This window comes from Streptomyces sp. CB01635, assembly GCF_002803065.1.
Classification (GTDB): Bacteria; Actinomycetota; Actinomycetes; order Streptomycetales; family Streptomycetaceae; genus Streptomyces.
Genome location: NZ_NNBL01000009.1, coordinates 73,131 through 98,475, shown reverse-complemented (window position 1 = coordinate 98,475; position 25,345 = coordinate 73,131). Strand labels below are relative to the sequence as shown.

The following is a 25,345-nucleotide window of genomic DNA, read 5'->3' as shown; positions in this document are numbered from 1 at the left end:
AGATCATCGATGCAAAGGCAGTGATCTTCGAGAGGTCCTCGGCAGGCACAATGGCCGCGGGTAAGGGGCTACGGGCGGCGTCCGGGGCCGCCCTCCGCGAACGTCAGGCTGGATCGTCTTCGAGGACGAAGCCGAAGTGACGCTGGGCTCCGGGCGACGCCCGCGGTCAGGAAGCCTGCCTCGGTTGATCCGGCTCCTGGCGCAGCTGCCTGCGTCGGCGCTGTTCCACTACGTCGGCCACGGGGGCCGACAGCAGCAGGGTGCGGGTGTAGGGGTGGTGGGGGGAGCGCGTGACGTGGTCGGTGTCGCCCGTCTCCACGATCTCGCCCTTGTGGATCACGGCGACCCGGTGGCTCATGCAGCGGACCACCGCCAGGTCGTGGGAGACGAAGAGGTACGACACTCCGGTCTCCCGCTGGATCTCCAGGAGGAGGTCGAGCACGGTCCGTTGCGTGGTGAGGTCGAGCGCCGACACCGGTTCGTCGCAGACGACGAGGCGGGGGCGGAGCGCGAGGGCGCGGGCTATGGCGACGCGCTGGCGCTGGCCGCCGGAGAACTCGCGTGGCAGGCGTCGCGCCGCGTCGGACGGGAGGTGCACGCGGTCGAGCAGGTCGTCGACCCGTCCGCGCGCCTCCCGGGCGTCGACGCCCTGCGCGAGGAGTGGTTCGGCGAGGGTGTCGCCGACGGTGAGGGTCGGGTTCAGCGACGTGTACGGGTCCTGGAAGATGACCTGGAGGTCACGGCTGAGGGCCCGTCGGCGGGCCGTGGTCGCCGTGTCGATGCGTTCGCCGTCGAGGGTGATGGTGCCCGAAGCAACAGGCACCAGGCCGAGGATCGCGCGGCCGATGGTCGTCTTGCCCGAGCCCGACTCACCGACCAGGCCGAGGGTTTCACCGGGCCGGATGTCGAGGTCCACCCCCTTGAGCACCTCGGTGCGGGGAGTACGCCATCCCTTGCCGGGGAACGACACCCGCACGTCCTTGACGGTCAGCAGGGCTTCGGACGCCGATGCGCTGGTCATACGGTGGTGCTCCTTGCCTCGCGGGGCTGCCAGGGCTCCCGTGCGGGGGCGGTGTCGAGAACGGCGTCGAGCAGGGTGCGGGTGTAGTCGTCCTGCGGGGCGTGGAGCACCTGCTCGGTGGTGCCCGTCTCCACGATGCGGCCCTTGTTCATGACGGCGACCCGGTCGCAGAGGTCCGCGACGACGCCGAGATTGTGGGTGACGAGCAGTACGCCCAGGTTGCGCTCCTGCTGGAGGCGGCGCAGCAGGTCCAGTACCTCGGCCTGGACGCGGACGTCGAGGGCGGTGGTGGGTTCGTCGGCGATGAGGAGTGCGGGGTCGCAGGACATCGCGCCGGCGATGAGTACGCGCTGGGCCATGCCGCCGGATATCTCGTGCGGGTAGCGGCGCATGGCCTGTTCGGGGTTCGGGATCTCGACCGTGTGGAGCAGGTCGACGGCGCGCTCCGCGGCCTGCTTGCGGGAGAGGCCGAGGACGTGGCGCATCGGTTCGATGAGCTGGCTGCCGATGGTGAAGGCCGGGTCGAGGTTGCTCATCGGTTCCTGCGGGATGTACGCGACGGTCGTGCCGCGCAGGGCGCGGTGGTCCCGTTCGAGCATCCCCACGACTTCCCGGCCCGCGATGAGGACGCTGCCGCGGCTGATCCGGCCGCCCTCGGGGAAGATGCCGAGCACGGAGAACGCGGTCTGCGTCTTGCCGGAGCCCGACTCGCCGACCAGGCCGACGATTTCGCCGGGTCGCACATCGAGGTCGACCTCGTGCACGACCTCCTTGTCGCTGCCCCTGGGTCCGGGGTAGGAGACGGCGAGCGAGCGGATCGACAGGAGCCCGGCCCGCTCCTCGCCGGTGTCCGCGGGTGCCACAAAGTCGGCCGTGCGGCCGGGAGTTCGGGTACGCCGGGGCGGTTGTCCCGCGCGGTCCTCGAGGGAGTCCCGCAGGGCCGTGGCGATGAGGACGAGGGCGGCGTTGGTCAGGCCGAGGGCGAGTCCGGGCCAGAGCAGCAGGACCGGCCGGCGCTGGATGTTCTGGAACGCCTCGTTGAGCATGGCGCCCCAGGTCGCGGAGTCACCGCTGCCGACGCCGAGGAATTCGAGGCCGGCCTGGAGGGCGATGGCGATGCCCGCCACGAGGGCGACCTGGATGATGATGGGGCCGCGGACGACGGTGAGGACGTGGCGGGCCACGATGCGGGTGTCGGAGAGTCCGGAGACGCGCGCGGCGTCGACATACAACTCGCCCCGGACGTTCGCGACGATGCCTCGCACCAGACGGAAGAAGCTGGGGGAGGCCAGGAAGCCGAGGACGACCATCAGGACCCAGACGTTGGGGCCGAGGATGGCGCGGGAGGCGAGGAGTACGACCATGGCGGGCAGCGCCATGACGAGGTTCACGAGCCAGTTGGCGACGGAGTCGAAGCGGCCTCCGTAGTAGCCGGCGTACAGGCCGAGGGGGATGCCGAGCGTGAGCGCGATACCGAGGGCGATGACGGCACCGCCGAGGGTGTTGCGCCCGCCGTACAGGATCCGCGAGAGGATGTCGCGGCCGGCGGAGTCCATGCCCAGCGGGTGGCCGGAGCTCGGCGCGGCGAAGGCGTCGGCGAGCGACGCGTCCCCAGGGGCCTGGGGTGCGAGGAGCGGGGCGAGCAGCATCGCCGCGACCAGGAGCAGAAGGACCGTCAGGGAGACGGCGCCCAGCGGATTGCGGACGAGCTGCCGGAGGATGCCGCGGGAACGGCCGGGGTCCGCCGGGGTCTTCGCGGTCGGTGCCGGATCGGCAGGGAGTTTCTCGCTCATGCGATCCTCGCCTTCGGGTTGAGCCAGCCGATCATGATGTCGACCAGGAGGTTGATCAGGACGACACCGATGACGGTGAGCATGACGAGCGCCATGATCACGGGGATGTCGCCGCGGGTGGTGTAGGTGACGGTCATGCTGCCGAGGCCCGGGAGGCCGAAGATCTGCTCGACGAGCACAGCGCCGCCGAGCAGGCCGACGAACTGCATACCGAGGACGGACAGGGCGGGCGCGGAGGCGTTGCGCAGGACGTGTTTGAGCACGATGCGGGACGGGGGCAGCCCGCGGGCCCGCAGCGTACGGACGTAGTCCTGGCGCAGGACGTCGATGACGGCGCCGCGCACCTGTTGGGAGACGCCCGCCACGGAGGCGACCGACAGGGAGATCACCGGCAGGGTGACGGTGGAGAGCCACCCTCCGGGTGACTCGGTGAACGGGATGTATCCGATGGCGGGGAACCAGTTCAGCCGGACCGCGAAGATCAGCACGAGGATCAGCGTCACCAGGAAGCCGGGGAGCGCGTAGCCGAGTACGCCGAGGATCTGGACGGCGCGGTCGACGGCGCCGCCGCGGCGCACCCCGGCCCACGCGCCGAGCAGGAACGAGACGAGGGCCGTCACGACGGTGACGCCGAGCATGAGACTCACGGTCACGGGCAGCCGGTTGGCGATGGCCTGGGACACGTCCTCGCTGGAGAACCAGGACGTGCCGAAGTCCCCGCGGACGGCGTGCGAGAGCCAGTCCGTGTACTGCGCGAGGACCGGTCGGTCGAGTCCCAGCTGGGCGTTCTTGGCGTCGATGACGTTCTGCGACGCGCCCTCGCCGAGGAGTTGGCGCCCCACATCCATGTCAGGGATCGACAGAAGCACGTAGGAGAGGAACGAGATGACGAGCAGGAGTACCGCTCCCGCGGCGATCCTGCGGGTGATGAAGGTCAGCATGTGTCTCGGTATCCGTGACCGGCGGCCGAATCGGCCGGCGTGAACCGCGCCGGGTTGGGGTGGCCCCGCTCTGGGGCAGGGCCGGGCGCGGCGCATGGGACGTCCCGCACCGCTTCGGCGGACGAGATCGTGAGGCGACCCTACCTGCGGTTTTTACCGCCGAGTAGGTTCGCCGGGAGGGATTTAACCAGCTGGTAAGTTTTCGTGACCGTCGGTTGCAACGTGCGCAACAGCGACCGTCCTGCCTCCCCTCCGTGACGTATGCGAAGCCCCCCGGAAGGACGTCCTTTGCCCCAGGAGCCAAGTACGCCCCACGAGCCCCGTACCAAGGGTGAGCGGACCGGCGCCCGCATCCTCGACTCGGCGGCCGAACTGTTCGCCAGGTCGGGGTTCAGCTCCGTGTCGCTCCGGGAGATCGCCGCGCACGCCGGTCTCACGCACGCGGGACTGCTCCACCACTTCCCGGGCAAGGAGGCGCTGCTCCTGGAGGTGCTGGCCCGCCGGGACGCGGCCGATGCCGCGAAGGCGTTCCCGCGCGTCCTCGGACACGGGACTCCCGAGCCCTCGCCCACCGAGCGGCTGCGGCTGCTCGTCGAGTTCGTCGCACGCAACAGCCGGGCCCACGGCATCGTGGCCCTGTACGCGAAAGTCTCGGCGGAGGCGACGGCACCGGACCACCCCGCCCACCCCTACTTCGTCGCGCGCTACCGGCGGCTGCGGGAGCAGCTGGGCGCGCTGCTGGAGGCGCTGTTCGCCACGGCCGATCCCCCGGTGAAGGCCGAACCGGGCACGGCCGCCGTGCAGTTGATCGCCCTGATGGACGGCCTGCAGACGCAGTGGCTGCTCGAGCCCGACGCGGTGCCGATGGAAGCGCTGGTACGTGACTTCCTCGGCCGGTACGGCCTTCACGTGACCGGCTCCGCCGAGGATTCCGCGCCGGGCCCGGTCACGGGTTGATCCTCGCGAGCACCTCGGCGGCCATGCTGCGGTGCCCCGCGGCGTTGGGGTGGAAGCCGGCGGCCTCCGGCGTCTCCTTCGGCTCGATCCAGCGCACGCCCTCGGCCTTGCAGGCGTCGTGCCCCACCGACGGGGAGTAGGTGTTGACGAAGGTCGCGCCGTAGACGGAGGTCTGCTGGGAGAGCATGGAGTTGAGCTCCTTCTCCTTGTCGCGGAACCAGGCGAAGTCGCCCGCCGCGAAGGGGATGGCGTCGCGGCACGCGGACCCGTCGTCGGGCATGATCGCCGGGTAGCCGACCAGGAGCACCTTCGCCTGCGGTGAGCGGGCGTGGATCTCCTGGAGGATCGCGTCGATCTTGGGCGCGGTGGTATTGATGCGCGAGCGGATCTCGTCGGTGCCGAGCAGGGTGTAACTCGTCTTGCAGGGAGACCCGTTCGGATCGAGATACGCGACCAGGACACAGCGGGTTCCGACTTCCTGGAGGCCCAGGTCGTTGCCGCCGATCCCCAGGGTGACCAGGGTCGTGTCCGGGCGCAGGGCGTCCAGCTGGGGAGGCGCGGATTCCTGTGGCCCGGCCATGTGGCTCGTGTCGGCGCCGGCGCAGGTCACGTCGGTGACGCTGGCGGCGTGCAGAGCCTCGGCGACCAGTGAGGGGTAATTGCTGTCGGAGCGGCCGCAGTTCGGCTCGACCTCGTCGGGGATGCCCAGTCCGGAGCTGTACGAGTCCCCCAACGCGACGTAACGCACCGGGGCAGCGGCGCGATTGGCGTGCGACGGGCGCACCTGGTCGCCCGAGTTGGCCGCCGCGGGCTGGACGAGGGCCAGACCCACGAGCCCGGCGGTGCCTACGGAAACGGCGGCGCGCAGCAGAGGGCGCCGGACGCCTCCTGCGGATGAGGACTTCAGGGACGAATGGTGCGAACGGTGCAGCGGCACAGCTGTACCTCTTCTCGTGAGCGGCAAGGGCGGCATGAGCGCACGTCTTCGGCGGCTTGGGCGTGTACACCGGTTCGTCGCTCGGGCTGGATCGACCGAGCTTGAAAACCATAGAGTGATCGGTTTCTGGCCGTCAATCCGTCTGCGCGCGACACCTTGGGCGGCTCCGCCCGGCGCACCGCACCACTTGCCGGGACACCTTGACAGCTAAAACCGATCACCTTACGTTTTTTAATTGGCTGACTCTTCAGCCATGTCGATACACCTCTCCGGGCAGGCCGAATGACCCACCAGCACCACTCCTCCGCACCCGGCGCACCCGTCGCGGCCGACGAACTGTCGCTCGTTGAGAAGGCGTCGCTGACCAGCGGCGCGGGTGACTTCGTCACACGAGCAGCAGGGGATGTCCCCGCCGTGTCCCTGTCCGACGGGCCGCACGGACTGCGGCTGCCGAAGGAGCAGGGCGACGGCGGCCAGGTCGACCTGCACAGCGCGGCACCCGCCACCTGTTTTCCCCCGGCCGTCGCGCTCGGCAGCAGCTGGGACCCGCAGCTCGCAGGACGGGTCGGCGCCGCCATCGCCGCCGAGGCACGGGCCCACGGCGTCCACGTCGTGCTCGGTCCCGGCATCAACATCAAGCGGTCACCGCTGTGCGGACGCAACTTCGAGTACTTCTCCGAAGACCCGCTCGTCACCGCCGAGCTGGGCGGCGCGATGGTGCGCGGACTGCAGGAGGCGGGTGTCGGCGCCGCGTTGAAGCACTACGCGGCGAACAACCAGGAGACCGACCGTATGCGGGTCAGCGCCGACATCGACGAGCGGCCGCTGCGCGAGATCTACCTGCGCGCCTTCGAACGGATCGTCCGCCGGGACCGCCCCTGGTCGGTGATGGCGGCCTACAACGCGCTCAACGGCGTACCGCTGAGCGAGAACCACCGCCTCCTGACCGACATCCTGCGCACCGAATGGGGCTTCGACGGCGTCGTGATGTCCGACTGGGGGGCGGTGCGCGACCGCGTCGCGGCGCTGCGGGCCGGACTCGACCTGCAGATGCCGGGGACGGGCGGACGGACCGACGCCGAGGTCGTGGCGGCCGTGGAGAGCGGCGAGCTGGACGCCGAGGCGCTCGACCGGTCGGCCGTCAGGCTCGCCCGCTTCGCGCACCGGGCCACCGCGGCCGACGGCACCGGAGCCGTCGAGGTGTCGTACGAGGCACACCACGAACTGGCCCGGGCGGCCGCGGAACGCTGCATCGTCCTGCTCAAGAACGACGGCGAACTCCTGCCCCTGGCCCCGGACTCCGGGACCGTCGCCGTGATCGGCGAGATGGCGCGCACCCCGCGCTTCCAGGGCGCGGGCAGTTCACAGGTCACCCCGACCCGGCTGGACGTACCGCTGAACTGCCTGCGTGAGGCGGCGGACGGTACGGATGTCACGTTCGCCGCCGGCTACGTCATGCCGGGCGTCGACGCGGAAGGGGTCGAGGATCTCGTCGGGGAGGCCGAGCGGCTGGCCGCCCGCAGCGACACCGTGCTGCTCTTCCTCGGACTGCCGGCACAGGACGAGTCGGAGGGCTTCGACCGCGACCACATCGACCTGCCCGAAGCACAGGTGCATCTCCTGGAGCGCGTCGTCGCGGCCAACCCGCGGACCGTCGTGGTCCTGTCCAACGGCGGTGTGGTCCGCACCGCTCCCTGGCACGAGCGGGTGCCGGCCCTCGTCGAGGGCTGGCTCCTCGGCCAGGGCGGCGGCGCGGCGCTCGCATGTGTTCTGTTCGGCTCGGTCAACCCGTCGGGCCGGCTCGCCGAGACGATCCCGCTGCGCCTGGAGGACTCCCCGTCCCATCTGTCCTTCCCCGGCGAGGAGGGACATGTCCGTTACGGGGAGGGCGTGTTCGTCGGCTACCGCGGCTACGACGCACGCCGCAGCGAGGTCGCCTTCCCCTTCGGGCACGGGCTGTCCTACACGACGTTCACGTACTCGGGCCTGACGGTGCTGCCGGGGACCGACGGCTCACGTCTGGACCTGCGGGTACGGGTGACCAACACCGGGCAGCGGGCCGGGCGCGAGGTCGTACAGATCTACAGCCGGGGGCCGGCCGGCAGCCGAGTGGCCCGCCCTGAGCGCGAGTTGCGCGGGTTCGCGTCCGTGGAGCTGGCGCCAGGTGAGGAGGCAGAGGTACGCGTGAGCGTGAACCGGTCCGACCTCGCCCACTACAGCGAGCGCGAGGCGAAGTGGCGTGTGGAGGGCGGTGTCCACCACTTCGAGGCGGCGGCCTCGTCCCGGGACATCAGGCTCACCGTTCCGGTGACGCTCGACGGAGACCCTTCCCAGATTCTGCTGACAGGTCGACACACTCTGGCGGAGTGGCTGGAACACCCTGTTGGGGGACCGCTGTTGGGCGATGCCTTCGCCCGTGGCCGCGCGGCCACGGGCGGGAACGGGGGTGCCCTGGCCGATCCGGTGATGCGTCGCTTCCTCGCGGGAATTCCCCTCGACGTCATCGCCGACTTCCCGCAGAGCAGTGTCGGCCCCGAGGACGTGATCACGCTGTCGGCCAAGGTGGCGGCGGAGGCGGCCGGAGGGGAACCCCGGATGAGGGACCCACGGTGATCGACGGTGAGGCGGCAGCCGGCTGGGAGCCGGTGCTCGACGCGTTCGCCGAGGCCCAGGCGCGGGACCCCGGTTCGGCGCAGCTCTCGGTCTACCGGCGCGGGCGTCTGGTCGTGGATGCCTGGACGGCCGTCGGACCGGCCGGTACCCGTCCCTTCGGGCCGGAGTCGGTGGGCGTGCTGATGTCCGTGACCAAGGGCTTGGCGGCGGTCTGCGTCCAGATGCTCAGCCAGAACGGCGAGCTCGATGTCGCAGACCCCGTCTCCCGCTACTGGCCGGAGTTCGCACGCAACGGCAAGGCCGGGACGACGGTCGCCGATCTCCTCACCCACAGCGCGGGGCTGCCGGCCTTCACCGGTGACCCGGCCGATGCCGCCGCCGTCGATCTGCTCGACTGGGACGGGTGCGTGGCCCGGCTCGCGGACGCGCGGCCGGTGTGGCGGCCCGGCAGCGCCTTCCACTACCACCCGCTCACCTACGGCCACTTGGTCGGCGAGGTGGTGCGCAGGGTCACCGGCAGCACCGTCGGGGCGTTCTTCGCCGCCGAGGTCGCCGGCCCGCTGGGACTCGACCTGTGGATCGGGCTGCCACCGCACGAGGAGCACAGGTTCGTGCAGCAGCACCATCCCGGATCGCCGCCCACGCCCGAAGAGATCACCGCGGCCCTGCGCTCCGTCGGCCTCACACCGGACGACCGGCTCGCCCGCTCGATCCTGGCGTCCATGGCCGAACTCACCGCCGTCACCACCGCGTTGCGCTCCCGGCAGGGCCGTGCCGCCGAGATCCCCGCGGCAGGCGGCATCGGCAACGCGCGCGGCCTGGCCCGGCTCTACGCGGCACTCATCGGCCACGTCGACGGTGTGCGGCTGCTGTCGCCGCTCACGGTGGAGCGGGCACGGGCACCCCGCACCGACCATCTGCCCGCGCCCGCGCCGCTGCGCCGCCCCGCGCACACGCACCCCGCGCGCTTCGGCCTCGGCTTCGAACTCCCGCGCCCCGGACTGCCGATGCTCGGCGAGGGCTCCTTCGGCCACGCCGGAGCGGGCGGCCGCCTGGGCATGGCGCACCCGGAGAGCGGCCTGGCCGTGGGCTACACCTGCACGGAGATGACGTGGGACGGATCCCGGGGCCCCGACCCGCGCTGGAGTCCGTGGACCCGGGCCATCCACCGGGCCGCGGGCCTGGCCGCAGGCTCGTGGTGAACGGCTGAGGCCACGCGCCGACGCACAGAGGGCCGGAGACGGTGCACCGCCTCCGGCCCTCTTCACATCTCGCGGCGCTGAACCGTTACGCCTTGTCCGGCTCCGTCTCCAGCAGGCTCATCACGTCGTCGATGGGCTGCTCCATGTCGGTGGACCGGTCGATCAGCCACTGCAGCTGGATTCCGTCGGCCAGGGCGAGGAACAGGACCGCGAGCCGCTCCGGCGGAATGTCCGAGCGGAGCGTGCCCTCGTCCATCCGCCTGCGCAGATAGTCCGCCGTGCGCTCGCGCATCGTCGGATAGCGCTCGGCGAAGAGGGCGTGCGCCGGATGCCCGGGATCGCTCGCGGCCGCCGCCATGGACACGAACAGTTCCACGAGTCCGGGCGTGCTCGCGCCCTCCCGGATGATCTCTCGGTAGCTCTTCGGGTCCGCCCGCTCCGCGTGCCGGACCCGCGCCTCCTCGTCACGCATCCGCAGGACCTGCGTCAGCAGGTCCTCCTTCGAGTCGAAGTAGTGCATGAGACCGGGCAGGCTCAGGTTGCACTTGGCCGCCACCTTCCGCAGCGACGTGCCGCGGTATCCCTCGCTGGCGAAGATCTCCAGTGCCGCGTGCAGGATTTCGGCGCGCTTCGCCTCGCCCTTCTCGTACGGGCCCCGTTTTGCCATGTCAGCCAGCCTAGCGTGCGCTGAGCGCGGCGGCCGGGGCGTGCGGGATGCGGCCCGAGCGGGCGAGCGCGCCGAGCCGGCGGGCCGACTCCTTGGGGGTGCGGGCGAAGGTGTCCGGGTCGACCGCGATCAGCCCGAACGTCGGCCGGAAGGTGCCCCATTCGTAGTTGTCGAGGGCGCTCCAGTGGAGGTACCCGCGTACGTCGATGCCGTCGGCCATGACCGCCGCGAGGCTCTCCAGAGCGCGGGTGGTGTAGTCGATGCGGCGCTCGTCGTCGCCGGTCGCGATGCCGTTCTCCGTGACCATGACGGGTACGCCGGGGCCGACCACGTCGACGGTGTGCCGCACGGCCTCACCCAGCGCCTCGGGGTACCACTCCCAGCCGGTCAGCGTCGTCTCGGCGCCCTGGGGGACGGGCAGCGGCCCGTCCACGCCGATGAGGTGGCGCGTGTAGGCCTGCACGCCGATCCAGTCGTCGCCACGCGCGGCCTCCAGGAACACGTCCTCACGCGGGAACGCGTAGGCCGCCGCGACGTCCTCGGCACCCGGTTCGGCCTGGTACACCTGGTTGGCGACGGTCCAGCCGACCTGCAGCCCCAGACCGGCTTCGTGCAGGACCTCGGTCGCGGCGTGGTGGGCGCGGATGAGGGCCTGGGTGACGTCCGTGGCCGGCTCGACGGAGGCGAAGCCCGCCGCGGCGCCCGCGTCGCCCGCGCCCTTTTCGGCGGCGCGCCGGTACAGGGCGGTCATCAGGGCCACCATGTTGGGCTCGTTGATCGTGGCCACGTACTTCACCCCGGCCCGCAGGACCTCGAGCGCCGTCCGGGTGTACTGCGCGAACACGTCCGCGGAGTCCGGCGCCGCCCAGCCGCCGCGCGCGTGGAACCACTGGGGACAGGTGAAGTGGTGCAGGGTCACGACCGGGGTGAGACCGCGCTCGATCGCCCCGCGGACCATGTCCCGGTAGTGCGCGAGGGCGGCGCGCGAGACGCGCCCCTGCACCGGCTCGATGCGCGCCCACTCGATGCTGAACCGGTAGGAGTTGAAGCCGAGTTCACGCAGGAGATCCATGTCCTCGGGCCAGCGGTGAAAACTGTCGGCGGCGTCCCCGCTCGGCTCGCTCACGAAGGTGTCCGGCCGGTTCTCGAAGGCCCACCAGTCGCTCCCCGTGTTGTTGCCCTCGACCTGGTGGGCGGAGGTGGCCGCACCCATCAGGAAGCCATCCGGCAGGACGAGTTCGGACTGCGCTGAGGACGTCATACGGCCACCCCTGAAAAGCGTTCGTTGATCGGTTTTCGTGTTAGCGTACAGGTGGGGCTGGTCGGAGAGGAAGTGGCGCCGGGACGAACGCGCAGCCCGGCCGGCCCGATCGCCCGGGGGCGCTGTATCGCCGTACCTGACGATCCGGCGACCGGACCCCGGGCGTACCGAGCCGCCGGTGGAGGACTGTATGAACGCCGTCATCCCCAGCCCGACCGAGCAAGCCGCCCAGGGCGGCGCCGGTTCACTTGCGGCCGCAGGGCCCTGGCGCATCCGGGCCGACCGCTCCTTGAGCGAGGTCGCGGACACCGTACGGGCGCTGCTGGCACCGCACCTCGGCATGCGGCTCCTGCCCGAAGGCGACCCGCAGGACCACGGCAGCGAGATCGTCCTGACGCTCGATGCGACCGGTGTTCCGCTCGGCACGACCGTCGGCGTCGCACCGACCGGGACCGCGGAGCCGGCCGACGAGGCCTACGCCCTGACGGCCGGGGCCGACGGCATCACCTGCCGGTCACGCACGCCCGAAGGTGTCTTCCGCGCGGCGACCAGCGCGGCCCAACTGCTCCTGACGACACCGCCCGACGGCACGATCGAAGCCCTGCAGCTGCGGGACGCGCCCCACTACGCGTGGCGCGGCCTGATGATCGACCCCGCGCGGAGCTTCATCACTCCGGACGAGGTGCGCCGGGTCATCGATCTCGCCGCGCTCTACAAGCTGAACGTGCTGCACCTGCACCTCACCGACAACGAGGGCTGGCGCATCGAAGTGCCGTCGCTCCCCGCGCTGACGGCCGGTCAGGCCGCCTCCGGACCGGCGGCCTTCTACTCGGCGGACGAGTACCGGGATCTCCAGTCGTACGCGGCGCGGCACTTCGTCACGATCGTCCCCGAGATCGACCTTCCGGGGCACTGCGCCGCCCTGCGGGCCGCACTGCCGGACCTCCCGCCCGCGCCCGCCCCCGAAGGGCTGGCGGACCGCTTCCCCTTCGTGCCCCCGCTCGACCTCGCCGACGCGGCCACGCACACCGCGGTGTCCGCCGTTCTCGCCGACGTGTGCGCCCTCACGGACGGCCCGTTCGTGCACATCGGGTGCGACGAAGCGGTGGGCATCATGGAGGACGCGTTCCACGTCGCGGTGGACGAACTGCGAAGCATCACAAGGAAGTTGGGCAAGCGACCGGTGGCGTGGCAGGAGTCGTCCCGGGCCGGCGCCGGACCTCAGGACATCGCACAGTTCTGGGTCGACGTGCCGATGATGGATCTGCCCGGCTCCGCCGAGGAACTCGCCGCCCGGCCCGAACTGACCGCGTCCGGCATGACGATGGAGATCGCCGCGGCGCTCAAGTCCTTCTTCGCCCCGTCCGACCACGACGTCGAGCGCGTCCTCGCGGGCGGCGGCCGACTGCTGCTCTCCCCGCAGTCCCACCTGTACCTCGACCGGCGTTACGCACCCGAGGTGACGCCTCCCGGCCAGGCGGAGGTCGCCGCTCGCCTCGGCTTCCCCCACTACCGCCCGCGCGACGTCCGGCACACGGCTTCCTGGGACCCCGCCTCGCACGGCATCCCCGACGAGTCCGTCGCGGGTGTCGAGGCGACCCTGTTCGGCGAGACCCTGCAGGGCATCGACGACCTCACGACGCTGCTCCTGCCGCGGCTCGGCTCGGTCGCCGAGACGGCCTGGTCGGGCCGGCCTCCTCTGTGGGCCGAGTACCGCGAGCGCATCGCCCGGCACGCGCTGCTCTGGCGCGATCGCGGGCTCGTCCACTTCGCCGCCGATGACGTGCCCTGGGCGTGATCGCGCATAACAGGGGGCGCCTCCACCGCGGACTGCGGTGGAGGCGCCCCTTTGCTGTCTGAACTGTCCCAACCGTCTGAACTATCCGGCTGCCGTTCGGTTCAGGACTTGGCGGGCGTGTAGTTGTAGATCGAGGGCACGGCCATCCCGGACTGCGGCACGACCTTCACGTCCTTGCTCGACACCAGCAGGAAGGACGCCCGGTAGAAGGGGGCGAACCAGCCCTCCTCGACCAAGTGCTTGTTGAGCGCGCGCGACGCGTCGTCACCGGCCTTGGTACCACTGGCCACCTGGACCTGCGGAAGCAGCTTCTTCACGGTCGGGTCGCTGGTGGCGAAGGGGTTGAACGCCCCCGGCACCACGAGGTCGTTCATGGTCACCCAGTCGATGGAGGACTGGCCGATGTTCATGACCATGCCGGAGTAGGCCTTCTCCCGGAAGATCTTCTGCAGGGCGGTGGCGCCGTCGAGCTGGTCCCACTTGACCTTGACGCCCACGGCCTTGAAGTCGGCCTCGATCGACGACGCCAAGGCGTCGTTGACGATGGCGGACATACGCGGCAGCTTCAGTGTGAAGCCCTGCGCGTAACCGGCCTGCGCGAGCAGCTTCTTGGCCTTGGCGGGGTCGTGGGGGTAATAGGAGTCCAGGCTCTTGTCGTACGCCTTCGTCTCGGGACCGAAGACCTGGTCCGTGATCTCGCCACGGCCGCCGCGGATCTTCTCGAGCATCGTCTCGCGGTCCAGGGCGTAGTTGAGCGCCTGCCGCACCCTCGCGTCCTTCAGCTGCGGTGTCCGCACGCCCCCGCGGTCGAAGAGCAGAAGCCCCTGGAAGTCGAAACTGTGCTTGGACTTGGTGAGGTTCGTGTCGGGCTCGATGGACGCCTGCTGATTGGCGTCCTGGAGGACAGCGCTGTCGAGCTGGCCCGTCTTGAGGCCGTTGACGACGGCCGTCTCGTTGTCGAAGACGCTGATCGTCAGGGTCTTGTACGGGAGTTCCTCGCCCCAGTAGTCCTTCTTGCGGTCGAAGACGTACTTGGAGCCGATCGCCGTCTTGGCCTTGTCGAGGGTGTAGGGGCCGGTTCCGACCGGCTTCGTCTTGAGGGAGCCGCCGGCCAGCTTCTTCGGGCTCGCCATCAGGCCGGCCGCGTCGCTCAGGTAGAAGAGCATTCCCGGGTCAGGGCTCGTCAGCTCCAGCGTGACGTGCGTCGCGTCGGCCACCTTGACGTTCTTGAGCGCGGCGAGGTACTTGGCCCCGCCGCCTCCGCCGCCCTTGAAGTGCTCCAGGTTGGCCTTGACCGCCTGGGCGTCGAAGGCGGTCCCGTCGCTGAACTTCACTCCCTGCCGCAGGGTGAGCGAGAGCTGCGTGCGGCTCTTGTCGTACGTCCACTTCGTGGCGAGCATCGGCTTGTACGTGCCGTCGGGGGCCCGCTTGATGAGGGTGTCGTAGACCGCCTGGAAGTACGGCAGGGCGCTGCCGAGCGCGGTCGCCGGGTCCAGGCTCTGGGTGTTCGTGAGTGTGGCGATGTCGAGTTCCGCCGTGCCGGCTGTGGCGGAACCGCCGTCCGTGCCACAGCCCGTGAGTACCAGGGACAGAGCCGTGGCACCAGCCGTCAATGCCCCTATGCGGGCGGAAATCCTCATGCGGTTCTCTCCGTCTGGAGGGCCGGGCGGCAGACGTCTCCCGGCAAGGTGTCATGCGGCAGCCGGACGGCACGCTCTACCGCCAGGCTCTTCAGCGCTCGAAAACCATATTGTGATCGGTTTCTGAACGTCAATGCGCCAACCGAAGAACGTCAACGCGCCAAGCGGCGAAGCAGTGGCAAGCCCGTCTCGCGTCGCGGCCGCCCGAAGCCCACCCCTTGCAACCAAAAACCATTCACTGTATGGTTTTGGTGATCGGGTGAGGCGAAGGAGCGCCACGCATGTCACGCAGGGGGCCGAATTCGGCAACGCCTTCGTGCAGCACCCCGACTGCTCGCCGCAGGTCGAAGCGGTCGCCCGGGTTGACCTGTTCGCGGCCGTAGGAGAAGTGCGGGTCCTCGCCGTCCAGTTGCGGCCCGCCGCCGGGGAAGTGCTTGGCCATCGCCGAGACCGACTCCTTCCCCGACTTCTCTCCCTGCAGGCCGCGGACGTAGGCGGCCCCGAGCCGGGCCGTCAGGCCGGAGTCTTCGCCGAAGGTGTGCGCCTGCCGCGCCCAGCGGGGCTCGGCGGCCAGGTCGATCTGCGGGTGCAGGGCGCCGCGGATGCCGACCGCCACGTCCGCGCGACGGGTGAGATCGGCGAACCGCTCCACCAGCTCCTCCGACCCGATGGCGGCCAGGCCCAGCGGCTCGGGCCACTGCGCGAAGGGGCCCTGCCATCAGTGCGGTCGCCGGATTGTCGGTGAAGGAGTGCCGCGGGTCGCTGGAGATGGTGAACGGGATGCCCAGCGGCCGCGCGAGCGCCGCCTCCTGCACGGCGTTGTACCACTGCGCGATCGCGAGGGCGGTCAAGGCGAACATGATGTTGGCGTGGCTGATGTGCCGCTCGAACAGCTCCTGCATGCTCGGCTGGTCGAACGGCCCGCGGTCCTCGAAGTCCCCGAAGGCCCTGACGATCCCCCTGAGGGGATCGTTTCCATCCCGATGCCCGGGCTCGACATCAAGGTCCCGTTGCTGGGGGGGGTACGAGCACCCACGACGGGTCAGTAGGAGACCTCGCAAGGCCTCTTGCCCGTCTACGAGTGGCGGGAGCGTACGGAGCTCCCGGGATAGGTGCCCCGTTCGGAGCGTGGCGGGAAGGGAGAAGGCCGCCCTCCCCTTTGCGCCCTGGTCGAGGGCCGGTTCGTAAGGTTTGACACCGGGTGCAGGCCAGGTGTCTGCCGCTGTCCGGGAAACGATCAGCGCGCGGACGGGAAAGCAACATCTGATGTGGCGAGACGGTGCTGACCAAACCCACTCGTGAACACCCGCCAGTAGCACGCGCGCGGAGTTCGACCACCTACGCGCGAGTGTGACCATGACCGAAATCCCAACGACCCAGATCGCCGGCACCCACTCGGGCGGGCGGTGGTCTGCGGGGTGGGTGAGCGCTGGGGATCACACCACGATGCACCGTGAGGGCGACCAAGTTCACCGAAACTCTGACGACGACGACAAGTCGGCATTCACCGACACGCCAGACGTGGTCTGGCCATGGCCTTGTTCCGCGACGAGGCGGAGCACGCGCTCCCGCTCATGGCGGCCCCAGGTTTCCTTGGTTGCGAGGATGCCGACGAGCCCGATCACGGCCGCGCCGAGGTAGAGCAGGGCCGCGCCTGGCCAACCGAAGGCCCCTACCAGGGCGGCCGCGAGCAGTGGGGCGAAGCCGCCGATGGCCGCGGCGATTTGGTAGCCGAGCGAGGCTCCCGAGGTACGGGTCGCGGTGCGGAACTGCTCGGTGAGCAGAGAGCCCTGGGTTCCTGTGAGTGATGCGTGGATGAGGCCGATTCCGATGATGAATACCGTCACTACGAGGGCGGGTCGGGCGGAGTTGGTGAGCAGATACATCGGGAAGGCGAAGAGGATCGCCGCGACGCAGGCAGCGATATATATCGGGCGGCGTCCGATGCGGTCCGTGAGTGCGCCGGCGAGAAAGGTGACTGCAATGGCGAGAAGGCTGGCGGCGGTGATGGCGCCCAGAGCGACGGGCCTGAGATCGGGGTGGCGTTCGGTGATGTAGCTGAGAAGGTAGGTGGCGGTCGAGTAGTAGGCAAAGGATTCGACGACGCGCAAGGCTATGACGCGCAGGATGCCCTGCCAGTCGTCAGCCAGGGTGGCCCGGAGCGGGTTCTTCTTGGTCTCGCCGCTGGCCTGGGCTTCCTGGAATTCAGGGGATTCGGAGAGCCGGGAGCGAACGATCAGCGCGACGATCACGAGGATGGCGCTGAGCAGGAAGGGGGTCCTCCACTGCCAGTTGCCGTCGAGGGTGTCGCTCCACGCGAACACACCGCTGGCCAGGGCTATGCCCAGCGGGTTGCCTGACTGGGGTATCGCGGCAAACATGCCCCGGCGGTGCCACGGTGCGTGTTCGTAGGCCATGGTGATCGCTCCGCCCCATTCGGCTCCGAACGCGAGGCCCTGGATCATGCGGATGGCCACGAGCAGGATCGGTGCGAGCACACCGACTTGTTCGTAAGTGGGCAGCGCGCCGATGAGGAACGTTGCCGCGCCCATGACGGTCATCGCTGCGACGAGGACGGGTTTACGGCCGAACTTGTCGGCGAAGTAGCCGCCGATGGCGCCGCCCAGCGGGCGCATGACGAAGCCGACAGCGAGAGTCGCGAAGGAGAGAAGAGTGCCGACGAACCGGTCGCTCCCGGGAAAGAAGACCGCTCCGAAGTAGAGCGCGGAGGCCGTGCCGTACGCGATGAAGTCGTAGTTCTCGACGCTGGTGCCGAAGGCAGCAGCGATCGCTGTCTTGAAGCGGTCCTTGGAACCCAGCGCGCTTTGTCGTCCGGCGGGGGTACTGGTGGACATGAGGTTCTCCTTGATCGGTCGCCGGATCGTTGCCGGCGCCTACGCAGCGAGGAGGATGGGGGGCCGCACGAGGGCAGGCCGGTCCATTGAGTGAGTGTTTTCGGGCATGCCGAGGAGCCGCCCGGCGTAGTCGTCCGTGGGTAGGGCGAGTTCGGTGTCAGCGAAAGAGCGGGTGCACTTGCTTGGGGGGGGTGAGTGGTTGGTCAGGGGGCCGAGGTGAGGGCGTCGAGCGCGTTGAGTTTTGAGACGCGACGGCGGGTGTCTTCGTCGTCGTCGAAGACGGCCCCGAGGAACTCACGGATGATGTCGGGCACGAGTGCGTGCGGGACGAGCCAGGCCCCCATCGCGATGGTGTTGGCGTCGTCGTGCTCGACTGCCTGGTGGGCGGAGTAGGGCTCGTGGGCGAGGCCGCAGCGGATGCCGGGGAGTTTGTTGGCGGCCATGACAGCGCCCTGGCCGGTGCCGCATACGAGCACGGCCCGATCGGCGGAACCGGAGAGCACAACTTCGCAGGTGGTGCGGGTGATGTCCGGGAAGTCGACGGGGTCGCAGCTGTGGGTGCCGCAGTCGATCACCTCGTGGCCGAGAGCCTCAATGGCTTCGTGGACAGCGGCCTTGAGCGCATATCCTGCGTGGTCTGCGCCGAGGGCGACCTGCATCGTTGGTCCTTTCAAGATGGGTGCACTGTCTTCCGCCTGATGGGTGATGGGCGTTGCAGTACTGGGGCGTGTGTACCGGCGACAAGCACGACTGTCTTGCGGGGCATTGCCTGCTCGGCCGCGGGCGCCATCAGGGTGCACACCCATTCGCTTCGGAGGGGTGCTCTCCGCCCGGCCGACTGCGTGTCGGCCGATCGGGCTGCGACAGATTGGCTGGGACGAGGCGAGGGGCTGAGGTAGTCACTGCCTTCGTGACGGCGGCGCCGAGGGCGATTCGGATCCTCATCGGATGTCCTGCACGGACCGGTCGACGAAGGTGGTGGGAATACGTTGTCCGGGTGCGGTGCGGTCTGCGATGAGGTCGACGAGCCCACGTACGCCGAGCCGGCCGATCGACGAAGCGTCGTTGCGGACCGCGCTGATGGGCGGCGAGGTGAACTCGAACCAGTCCAGGTCGTCAAAGGAGACGACCTCGATGCGGGCTGCCTGCTCTGCGCCGAGCCGCTCGCGTAGCGCGCGCACGGCTCCCAGGGTCGTCTGGCCGTTCGCACCGAACGCGGCGGTGAACGTGACCTCGCGGTCGAGGATGCGGCACATGGCCTCTGCCGCACCGCCGGCCAGGAAGTCACCGGCGTCGAGCAGCCTGTCGTCGGTACTGATGCCGTGCGCCTGGCGCCCGGCGAGGTAGGCGGCGCGGCGCTCGGCTCCAGTCGAGAGCGTGTCAGGGCCGCCGATGAACGCGACGTCGTGATGCCCCCGGCGCTGCAGCCAGGCGAGTACCTGCTGGACGCCTTGAGCGTTGTCGGTGCCGTACAGCGGGGCGTCGACGCCCTCGATCGTGCGATTGAGGAACACGAGCGGCAGCCCGGACGCGAGCGTGGCCGCGACCTGCGGCGAGACGGTGCCCTGCGGCGAGAACAACAGGCCGTCGATGCGTTGGGCGGCGAAGGTGCGAAGGTAGGCGTCGGCCTGCTCCGCGTCCTCGTTCGCATTGGCCAGCAGCACGGTGTAGCCGTGGTGGCGTGCCTCCTGTTCGGCGGCGTGGGCCAGTTCGGAGAAGAACGGGTTGCGGATGTCCGAGACGAGCAGTCCCAGTACGTCGGTTCGGGCCCGCCGCAGGGAACGGGCGGGTCCGTTGGCGATGTATCCGAGCTCCGCTGCGGCGGCGAGCACGCGGGACCGTGAGTCGGCCGAGGTCTGGCTGCTGCCGCTGAGTACCCGGGATGCGGTACCGAGTGCGACCCCGGCCCGTGCCGCGACGTCCTTGATCGTGGCCAACCGCCCCACCTCCTTGTGGAAACGTTTCCATGAACGGAACAAAACTAAGATCGCACATCGACCGTGAGATGAGCAAGGCTCCAAAAGGAAACGCAGGAGCGCAGGACCGGTGCCGAAACGCCAGACGGCCGGGCGTACTTCACCGCTGCGTGCAGGCTCCGTGGCAGAGGATGTGCGCCTCGCCGTCCGTGCGATGCTCGGCTCGGCGAGTCCGGCGGAGCAACTGCACGCTGCCGGCATCGACGCCGAGTCGATCGCGGCGTCGGCGCGGCTGCCGCTCGAGACGGCCGTGGTGCGCTGACCGAAAGACACCGGCATGACCAGCAGCCGGCTGCGGGGGTACTACGTCGCGCGGTGTGTCAGCCGGACGGTTGGTCGGCGCGGAGCTGGAGGTCGTCCGCCTGCTCACCGGCTCACCTTGCACTCAGTCGGCTGGCGCCTGCACCGTCCGTCCACGCGACGCCCGGTGGCCGGCAGGTTCTGGGTCCACGCAGCCGACGGACAGGGCCGACTGACTGATCCCGCGCTGTGGGTGCCGGAAAGTAGGTCCATGCAGGTCATGCAGCATGTCGGTACTCGCGGAGGACGCCGCCGAGGCGGTCGTGTCGGCGTATGCGGAGACTGGGGATTCGCTCGGGTTCGAGCGGTTGGGGGAGAGGGTGGAGCGGAGCGGTGGTCTGGAGCGATCGGTGGGTGCGGTGCTCGTTGTCATGGAGCTCGTAGGCGCGTAGGGCGTGGCGTAGGTGCTGCTGGTTCCAGATGAGGGTGCGGTCGAGGAGTTCGCGGCGGAGGGTGCGCACCCAGCGTTCCGTGATCGAGTTCATGCGGGGTTTGCGTGCGCCGGTGAAGGCGGTGCGGATGCCGGCGTCGGCGAGGATCTCGTCGATGAGGGCGGGGTACTTGGCATCGCGGTCGCGGATGAGGAACTTCCCGCGGATGCCTGCACCTTGACAGTCCATCACGAGGTTCCTGATTGTCTGGGTGACCCGGTCGGCTGTGGGGTGCGCCGTGGTGTGGAGGGTCCGGAGCCGGCGTGTGGTGTGTTCGGTGGCGGCGAGGGTGCACGGCTGCTATCCGGTCAGGGTGATGGTCTCGATGAGGCCCATGGCGAGGAGTGCGTCGGCTTGGGAGCGGGGGAAGGCGGCCCAGGTGAGTGTGGTCTGCTGTGGTGAGGCGCCAGCGGGTCAACGCGCCTTCGTGGACCAGCAGTTCTACGTCGGGGGCGATGGCGATCCGGGCGTCGGGCTGCCTGGCGAGCAGGTCGGGGGCGCGCAGGCGCACCAACTCGGCGCCGTCCGGGCGCAGCGGAACACGGTCGCCTGGGGTAGTTCGAACTCCGACGGCGCGTTGGCCCGCAGCCCGGCCGGCACGCTCGGCGGCTGTGCTGCCGCGCCGAGTCCCGCCTCGTAAGGAGCGGACCGGAGCGGGAGGAAGAACGCAGCGCTGCAGAGCCCCCGACGGTCCTTGTCGAACTGGAGAAAGTCGTTCTCCGACCACAGCCACTGAATGCTGCCGAAGGTGTCAGCCAGCTGCTTCTCGCGCGTCCGCATATCCGGCGACGATCAGTTGTTGGCCGGGAAGGTCGAAACGCGGGCTGAACCGCAACGGACGCCCCGTCGTCTCGACACTGACCGTGCCGCCGACCGAGAACGTCACCATGGTTGTCGCCTATCGGATCTGCTGGGCGGCCGGCCTGGTGCCGCCCCGGGAACTCGGGACGTTCCCGTTCACGATGTCGTCGTGGGTCACCGGGCTTCCGGGGTCGTCGGCCGAGCCACCATGATGCCGGGTATCCGCGCTTGGTGAGGTGGCGGTCACGTCCGAGGCGGGGCGAGTAGCGCTCGTACGCCTTGACTGGTGAGGATCAGACCGTCGTGGTGGCCGGGATCGATGAGGAGCGCCAGATCTTCGTCGGTGGGCCAGTTGGCTGCCAGTAGCCCGAGTTGTACCGGGTGACTCACGAGAATGTCGGGGAGCGCCTGGCCCATTCGCTCTGCTGACGTGAAGACGGGGACGGCCCGCAGGTGTGGTGGGTCGTCGATCAGGGGGAGGGTCAGCCGGCCGTCTTCCGGGTGGTCGTGAGTATCGGGCTCAGTCGGTTCAGGAACGAGAATGTCGCAGGCGGCCAGCGTGTCCAGCGCGGTCCGGTCGTCGGGGGTTTGGTGGAGGTCGCGTAGGGCGTCCTGGGCGACGGTCGCGAACAGTTCCTTGGGGATGCTGTCGTCGCACATCGTTTTGTCCCCTCGTGGCTCCGGCTGGACCGCCCGGAGTGGGATCGCCGGGTGGGAGACTGCCGTCCGCTTTCCAGTACCCAGGAGTGATCCGGCTATGCGGCATCTGAGTGTGCGGCGATGAGCACAGGCCGTCATGTCGGCGAAAGACAGCCGTGTGTGCTCCTTGCGGCGCCTCACCGGCCAACAGGTCGAAGGCCCGGGCCGTGGCCTGCCGCATATCGGCCTGCGGCCCGCCGCTACGATCCGAAACGGGACGAGTGTCCTGGCGGCCCCAGATGCACGCCCTCCAGCCGTGGCCGTAGCCGCGACGCCCACCGGCCAGCTCTCACCGGAACGAGGACGTGAGGACCCGGTGTGTGCCCCAGATGCGTATGGCCGCCTTGTGGGTGGCGGTGGAAGTTCAGCCGTCGAGTCGCGAGGGGAGCCATGATCGTCAGTTTCGGTAGGACAGGGGTCTGCGCAGCCAGCGCGAACACCGCTGCCTGCCTGACCATCGGTTTGTCCGTTGCGTCATGGGTGACGTCGATGAAGGCGGAACCGATGGGCATTGATCGGGCGGACCGGTAGGGGATCTACGTCGCCACGTGGCCAGCGACATGGTTCGGCCTCGGGCGGGTTCTGACCACGTACGAGTGCGCCGTATACGGGGACACTCAGTCCGTCGCTCGGTCGGCACCCGGGCCGTGTGCCGTTCGGAAACTCATCGCTACTGCTCGGAGACGGTCTGGCGCGGCATCACTGTCTGCTGGAACCCTGTTCGGGTGAGCGTTCCACCGGTCTACCAGGTGGCGCGGAAGCTGCTCGCAGTCCCGGCGGTGCTGCTGGGCCGGGACATGGCCAAGGACGCGGAATTGCTGGTGCTGCGGCACGAGAGCGAGGTGCTGGGCAGGCAGCTGACGAAGCCGGTGCGCTACGAGCCGGCGGGATCGGCTGTGGTCGGCTCGACGACGGTCTGGGAGATCCTCACCGCAGCGGGCATTGATCCAGCTCCACGCCGCAGCGGCCCGACGTGGCGCGAGTTCCTGACCGCGCAGGCCGAAGGCATCATCGCCTGCGACTTCGTCCACATCGACCTGGTCGATGCCGCTGCGAACGACGCGAACCGTCGTCCACCTGTGTGTCACCGCCTCCCGTCGTCGAGTCGCGCAGCTACGTGTTCCCAAGGGGCAGCTTCGACAACGCCGTCGGAATCACGTGACTGGGCCAAAGCGGAGCGAACACAAGAGGCGTCATGGACAGGGTGTGGTTGTACAAGAGTCGTCGCAAGCCGGGATGGGGGCGGCCAAGCCCCTGCCAGGGCGGCCCGACAGCCTCCGCTGACGTTCAGTCGGGCATAGAGGGCAGCACTGTGGGCCGGAGTCGGCCGCTGCGGCAGGATCAAGAACTTCTCAGCGTGCGTCCTGGGCGAAGGCGGCTTCCGCAGCACGGGCACGCAGGTTCTCCAGGGTGGCCGCCTGGCTGTCGGCCCGCTCCAGGAGGCTGTGCAGTTGGCGGGTCAGGTTTTCAGTGGTGTCGGGGAGTATGGCCAGGCCTCGCCACAGACACGCTTTGCCTTCCACTCCCAGTTGCAGGGATTCCAGCTCGACCAGGGTGTTCAGTCGGGTGCGGCCCAGTGCGCTGCCGTGGGGCATGAGGCGGGCGAGTTTCTCGCCGAGCCAGCCGGCACCGATCTTGTAGTGCTTCACCGGGACGGCCAGCTCGGACATGATGTCCAGGAGGGCGGAACGGTCCTGGTCGATCTCTTGAGCCAGATCTTCCAGCGTCTCGCCGAGCGCGTGCGGCGCCGAGCGCTCGGCCTCGGCCAGGTGGCGGCAGAGCGCCACGCCGGCCGTGGCCCCGGCCAGGTGGTCATTGAGGTACAGAGCCAGCAGCGTCTCCCCGTCCTGTTGACCGTGTTCTTGCGTCGTCGTGGATTTGGCGAGGTCCTTCACGGCTTCTCCTCTCGTGCCCCGGTCGGGACATGCCAGGGCGTGGCCCGGGGCTTACACGGCGCGGTGCCCCGGTGCCCATCTTCCGATCCGCGGGCCGTCGGCGCCTGCCCGAAGCCGCGGAGAAACCCTCCCGGTGCCGCCGGCATGGCCGGGCTGCCTCTATGGGACCGGGGTCAGGGTGGCGTGTCCCGCTCGGACATACGATTCGATGCCGTGAGCTGTGGTGATGTCGTCTGGTCGGGCGGCCCGCTGGTACTTCTTGATCAGCCCTCCGAGGGTGGATCTGCTCGAATGGCACGGACCGGTCGCCGACGGTGATCTCGCTGCGCCCCGTCCGTGAAACGCCCCGTCATCGAAATTCGTCGAAGAGCCGAGGAATCCGTAGACACCCGGCGGGAGCCGAACCTAACCTCACCGAGGCCGCCCAGGGACGAGCGGCCCCACGCACCGTGTCGAACGATTTCGACGAGCCGACCCGAGCGGCCACACGACAGCGGCGGACCCCGGCGAAGAGTCAGGCAGTACCTCATGGTTGCGATCACGGATGTGGCCCGGCAGGCGGGCGTCGCCGTCAGCACGGTCTCGTACGTGATCAGCGGCAAGCGCCCCATCTCGGCGCCCACCCGCCGCAAGGTCCTCGACGCGATGAACCGGCTCGGCTACCGGCCGCCCTCCTCCGCGCGCTCGCGCACCATCGGGCTCGCGGTGCGCGTTGACGACGGGGCGCACCGGCCGCTGCTCGCCGAGTTCATGCTCACGGCGAGCGTGGCCGCCCGCCGGCACGCCTGCAACGTGCTGCTCCTGACCGACCACGAGGAGCACGGCGTCCTGGACGCCGCCCTCCTCGACGGGCTGATCCTCATGGACATCGGCATCGTCGACCCCCGCCTCGACGTGATCCGCGCACTGCCCGTGCCGACCGTCCTGATCGGGCTGCCCCGCGAACCCGCGGGCCTGGCCTGTGTCGACCTCGACTTCCGGGCCGCCGGAGCACTGTGCGTCGATCACCTCGCCGACCTGGGGCACCGCGAAGTGGTGCTGCTCGGCGCGCCCGAGGCGGCGTACGCCAGACACGCCGGTTTCGCGGTGCGTACCGTGGCGGGCGCCGCGGAACGGTCTGCCGCGCGCGGAGTGCGGCTCACCCACAGGACCGTCGCGGGGGACTGGGACAGCGTGGCGGGCACCCTCGCCCGGGTCCTGGCCGAACGCCCGCGCACCACCGCCCTCATCGTCCAGAACGAGGCCGCGACGCCCCATCTCGCCCCGCTGCTGCGCGGCATGGGCCGCGCCGTGCCCGAGGATCTGTCCGTGGTGGCGCTCGGTTCGGACGTCGTCGCCACCGCGGGCACCCCCGCACTGACCTCGGTCGCCGTGCCCGCCGCCGCGCTCACCGAACGCGCCGTGGACCTCCTCGTCGCCCGGCTCGACGGTGCCACGGCGCCGGGCCGCCGACCGGTTTTGCTGGAGCCCCGGTTGTCCGTCCGGGCCTCGACCACCGCGCCACCGGCGGCTACCGTCTGGTGGACGACCGTGAACGCGACTGAGCCGCGACGCCGCT

Annotated in this window: 23 protein-coding genes and 1 pseudogene; 9 read left to right on the top strand and 15 right to left on the bottom strand. The window is 69.8% G+C overall.

Going from position 1 to position 25,345, the window contains the following annotated elements; all coding sequences use genetic code 11:
* Window positions 1-166: 166 nt before the first annotated feature.
* From CG723_RS23605 to CG723_RS23595, 3 genes are read right to left on the bottom strand one after another with little or no spacing between them, the layout of a single operon-like run.
* Window positions 167-1,021, bottom strand: coding sequence for an ABC transporter ATP-binding protein (locus tag CG723_RS23605; RefSeq protein ID WP_100595470.1), 855 nt, complete (start codon window positions 1,019-1,021; stop codon window positions 167-169).
* On the bottom strand, window positions 1,018-2,814 hold the full coding sequence (locus CG723_RS23600; protein WP_100595469.1) for a dipeptide/oligopeptide/nickel ABC transporter permease/ATP-binding protein: 1,797 nt from the start codon (window positions 2,812-2,814) through the stop codon (window positions 1,018-1,020). The genes CG723_RS23605 and CG723_RS23600 overlap by 4 nt, the downstream gene beginning before the upstream one ends.
* Complete coding sequence (locus CG723_RS23595; protein WP_100595468.1) at window positions 2,811-3,755, bottom strand: ABC transporter permease; 945 nt, start codon at window positions 3,753-3,755, stop codon at window positions 2,811-2,813. Before CG723_RS23595 ends, CG723_RS23600 begins: the two co-directional genes overlap by 4 nt.
* Window positions 3,756-4,016: 261 nt before the next feature.
* Between CG723_RS23595 and CG723_RS23590 the strand changes: the two genes are divergently transcribed.
* Window positions 4,017-4,712, top strand: coding sequence for a TetR/AcrR family transcriptional regulator (locus CG723_RS23590; protein ID WP_100595467.1), 696 nt, complete (start codon window positions 4,017-4,019; stop codon window positions 4,710-4,712).
* Here CG723_RS23590 and CG723_RS23585 read toward each other — a convergent pair.
* On the bottom strand, window positions 4,702-5,544 hold the full coding sequence (locus CG723_RS23585; protein WP_234374471.1) for an SGNH/GDSL hydrolase family protein: 843 nt from the start codon (window positions 5,542-5,544) through the stop codon (window positions 4,702-4,704). The two genes, CG723_RS23590 and CG723_RS23585, sit on opposite strands and share 11 nt — an antisense overlap.
* Before the next feature lie 387 nt (window positions 5,545-5,931).
* On the opposite strand from CG723_RS23585, the gene CG723_RS23580 reads away from it, so the two are divergent.
* Both CG723_RS23580 and CG723_RS23575 read left to right on the top strand, forming a co-directional pair.
* A complete protein-coding gene (locus CG723_RS23580) occupies window positions 5,932-8,262 on the top strand; it encodes a glycoside hydrolase family 3 C-terminal domain-containing protein (protein ID WP_100595465.1) in 2,331 nt (776 codons plus the stop codon).
* On the top strand, window positions 8,259-9,464 hold the full coding sequence (locus CG723_RS23575) for a serine hydrolase domain-containing protein (RefSeq protein WP_100595464.1): 1,206 nt from the start codon (window positions 8,259-8,261) through the stop codon (window positions 9,462-9,464). The genes CG723_RS23580 and CG723_RS23575 overlap by 4 nt, the downstream gene beginning before the upstream one ends.
* Before the next feature lie 85 nt (window positions 9,465-9,549).
* Here the strand turns inward: CG723_RS23575 and CG723_RS23570 are convergent, their stop codons facing one another.
* A complete protein-coding gene (locus CG723_RS23570) occupies window positions 9,550-10,131 on the bottom strand; it encodes a TetR/AcrR family transcriptional regulator (RefSeq protein WP_100595463.1) in 582 nt (193 codons plus the stop codon).
* 10 nt (window positions 10,132-10,141) lie between these two features.
* Window positions 10,142-11,392, bottom strand: coding sequence for a glycoside hydrolase family 1 protein (locus tag CG723_RS23565; protein WP_100595462.1), 1,251 nt, complete (start codon window positions 11,390-11,392; stop codon window positions 10,142-10,144).
* A 190-nt stretch (window positions 11,393-11,582) separates the two neighbouring features.
* Between CG723_RS23565 and CG723_RS23560 the strand changes: the two genes are divergently transcribed.
* Window positions 11,583-13,190 carry a family 20 glycosylhydrolase gene (locus CG723_RS23560; protein WP_100595461.1) on the top strand — a complete coding sequence of 536 codons (1,608 nt, stop codon included), beginning with the start codon at window positions 11,583-11,585 and terminating at the stop codon, window positions 13,188-13,190.
* Between the two features lie 101 nt (window positions 13,191-13,291).
* Here CG723_RS23560 and CG723_RS23555 read toward each other — a convergent pair whose 3' ends face one another.
* Both CG723_RS23555 and CG723_RS47780 read right to left on the bottom strand, forming a co-directional pair.
* A complete protein-coding gene (locus CG723_RS23555) occupies window positions 13,292-14,830 on the bottom strand; it encodes an ABC transporter substrate-binding protein (RefSeq protein ID WP_100595460.1) in 1,539 nt (512 codons plus the stop codon).
* Between the two features lie 235 nt (window positions 14,831-15,065).
* Window positions 15,066-15,482, bottom strand: a complete 417-nt coding sequence (locus CG723_RS47780; RefSeq protein WP_234374470.1) for a glycoside hydrolase family 3 N-terminal domain-containing protein — start codon at window positions 15,480-15,482, stop codon at window positions 15,066-15,068.
* A gap of 217 nt (window positions 15,483-15,699) precedes the next feature.
* Here CG723_RS47780 and CG723_RS23545 point away from each other — a divergent pair, with 217 nt between their 5' ends.
* On the top strand, window positions 15,700-15,879 hold the full coding sequence (locus CG723_RS23545; protein WP_234374469.1) for a hypothetical protein: 180 nt from the start codon (window positions 15,700-15,702) through the stop codon (window positions 15,877-15,879).
* Between the two features lie 420 nt (window positions 15,880-16,299).
* On the opposite strand, the gene CG723_RS23540 is transcribed toward CG723_RS23545, so the two are convergent.
* From CG723_RS23540 to CG723_RS23530, 3 genes are all read right to left on the bottom strand, one after another.
* Window positions 16,300-17,685, bottom strand: a complete 1,386-nt coding sequence (locus CG723_RS23540) for an MFS transporter (RefSeq protein WP_100595459.1) — start codon at window positions 17,683-17,685, stop codon at window positions 16,300-16,302.
* Between the two features lie 203 nt (window positions 17,686-17,888).
* Window positions 17,889-18,344 (bottom strand): RpiB/LacA/LacB family sugar-phosphate isomerase, encoded by a 456-nt coding sequence (locus CG723_RS23535; protein ID WP_100595458.1) that lies wholly within the window; start codon window positions 18,342-18,344, stop codon window positions 17,889-17,891.
* Between the two features lie 282 nt (window positions 18,345-18,626).
* Window positions 18,627-19,622, bottom strand: a complete 996-nt coding sequence (locus CG723_RS23530) for a LacI family DNA-binding transcriptional regulator (protein ID WP_159032531.1) — start codon at window positions 19,620-19,622, stop codon at window positions 18,627-18,629.
* Between the two features lie 160 nt (window positions 19,623-19,782).
* On the opposite strand from CG723_RS23530, the gene CG723_RS46385 reads away from it, so the two are divergent.
* A complete protein-coding gene (locus CG723_RS46385; protein WP_159032530.1) occupies window positions 19,783-19,923 on the top strand; it encodes a hypothetical protein in 141 nt (46 codons plus the stop codon).
* A 256-nt stretch (window positions 19,924-20,179) separates the two neighbouring features.
* Here CG723_RS46385 and CG723_RS23525 read toward each other — a convergent pair whose 3' ends face one another.
* Window positions 20,180-20,581, bottom strand: coding sequence for an integrase core domain-containing protein (locus CG723_RS23525; RefSeq protein ID WP_100595456.1), 402 nt, complete (start codon window positions 20,579-20,581; stop codon window positions 20,180-20,182).
* 238 nt (window positions 20,582-20,819) lie between these two features.
* On the opposite strand from CG723_RS23525, the gene CG723_RS46380 reads away from it, so the two are divergent.
* A complete protein-coding gene (locus CG723_RS46380) occupies window positions 20,820-21,032 on the top strand; it encodes a hypothetical protein (protein WP_159032529.1) in 213 nt (70 codons plus the stop codon).
* Window positions 21,033-21,143: 111 nt separating this feature from the next.
* Here CG723_RS46380 and CG723_RS46375 read toward each other — a convergent pair whose 3' ends face one another.
* Window positions 21,144-21,281, bottom strand: coding sequence for a hypothetical protein (locus CG723_RS46375; protein ID WP_159032528.1), 138 nt, complete (start codon window positions 21,279-21,281; stop codon window positions 21,144-21,146).
* Window positions 21,282-21,436: 155 nt separating this feature from the next.
* Window positions 21,437-21,853: an SseB family protein gene (locus tag CG723_RS23515; protein ID WP_159032527.1), complete on the bottom strand. Its 417-nt coding sequence runs from the start codon at window positions 21,851-21,853 to the stop codon at window positions 21,437-21,439.
* 764 nt (window positions 21,854-22,617) lie between these two features.
* Here CG723_RS23515 and CG723_RS23510 point away from each other — a divergent pair.
* Window positions 22,618-22,938, top strand: a pseudogene (locus CG723_RS23510) (hypothetical protein); the annotation flags it as partial.
* 306 nt (window positions 22,939-23,244) lie between these two features.
* On the opposite strand, the gene CG723_RS23505 reads toward CG723_RS23510, so the two are convergent.
* Window positions 23,245-23,787 carry a hypothetical protein gene (locus CG723_RS23505; RefSeq protein WP_234374468.1) on the bottom strand — a complete coding sequence of 181 codons (543 nt, stop codon included), beginning with the start codon at window positions 23,785-23,787 and terminating at the stop codon, window positions 23,245-23,247.
* A gap of 528 nt (window positions 23,788-24,315) precedes the next feature.
* Here CG723_RS23505 and CG723_RS23500 point away from each other — a divergent pair.
* A partial coding sequence (locus CG723_RS23500; RefSeq protein ID WP_100595564.1) for a LacI family DNA-binding transcriptional regulator occupies window positions 24,316-25,345 on the top strand: 1,030 nt, incomplete at its 3' end.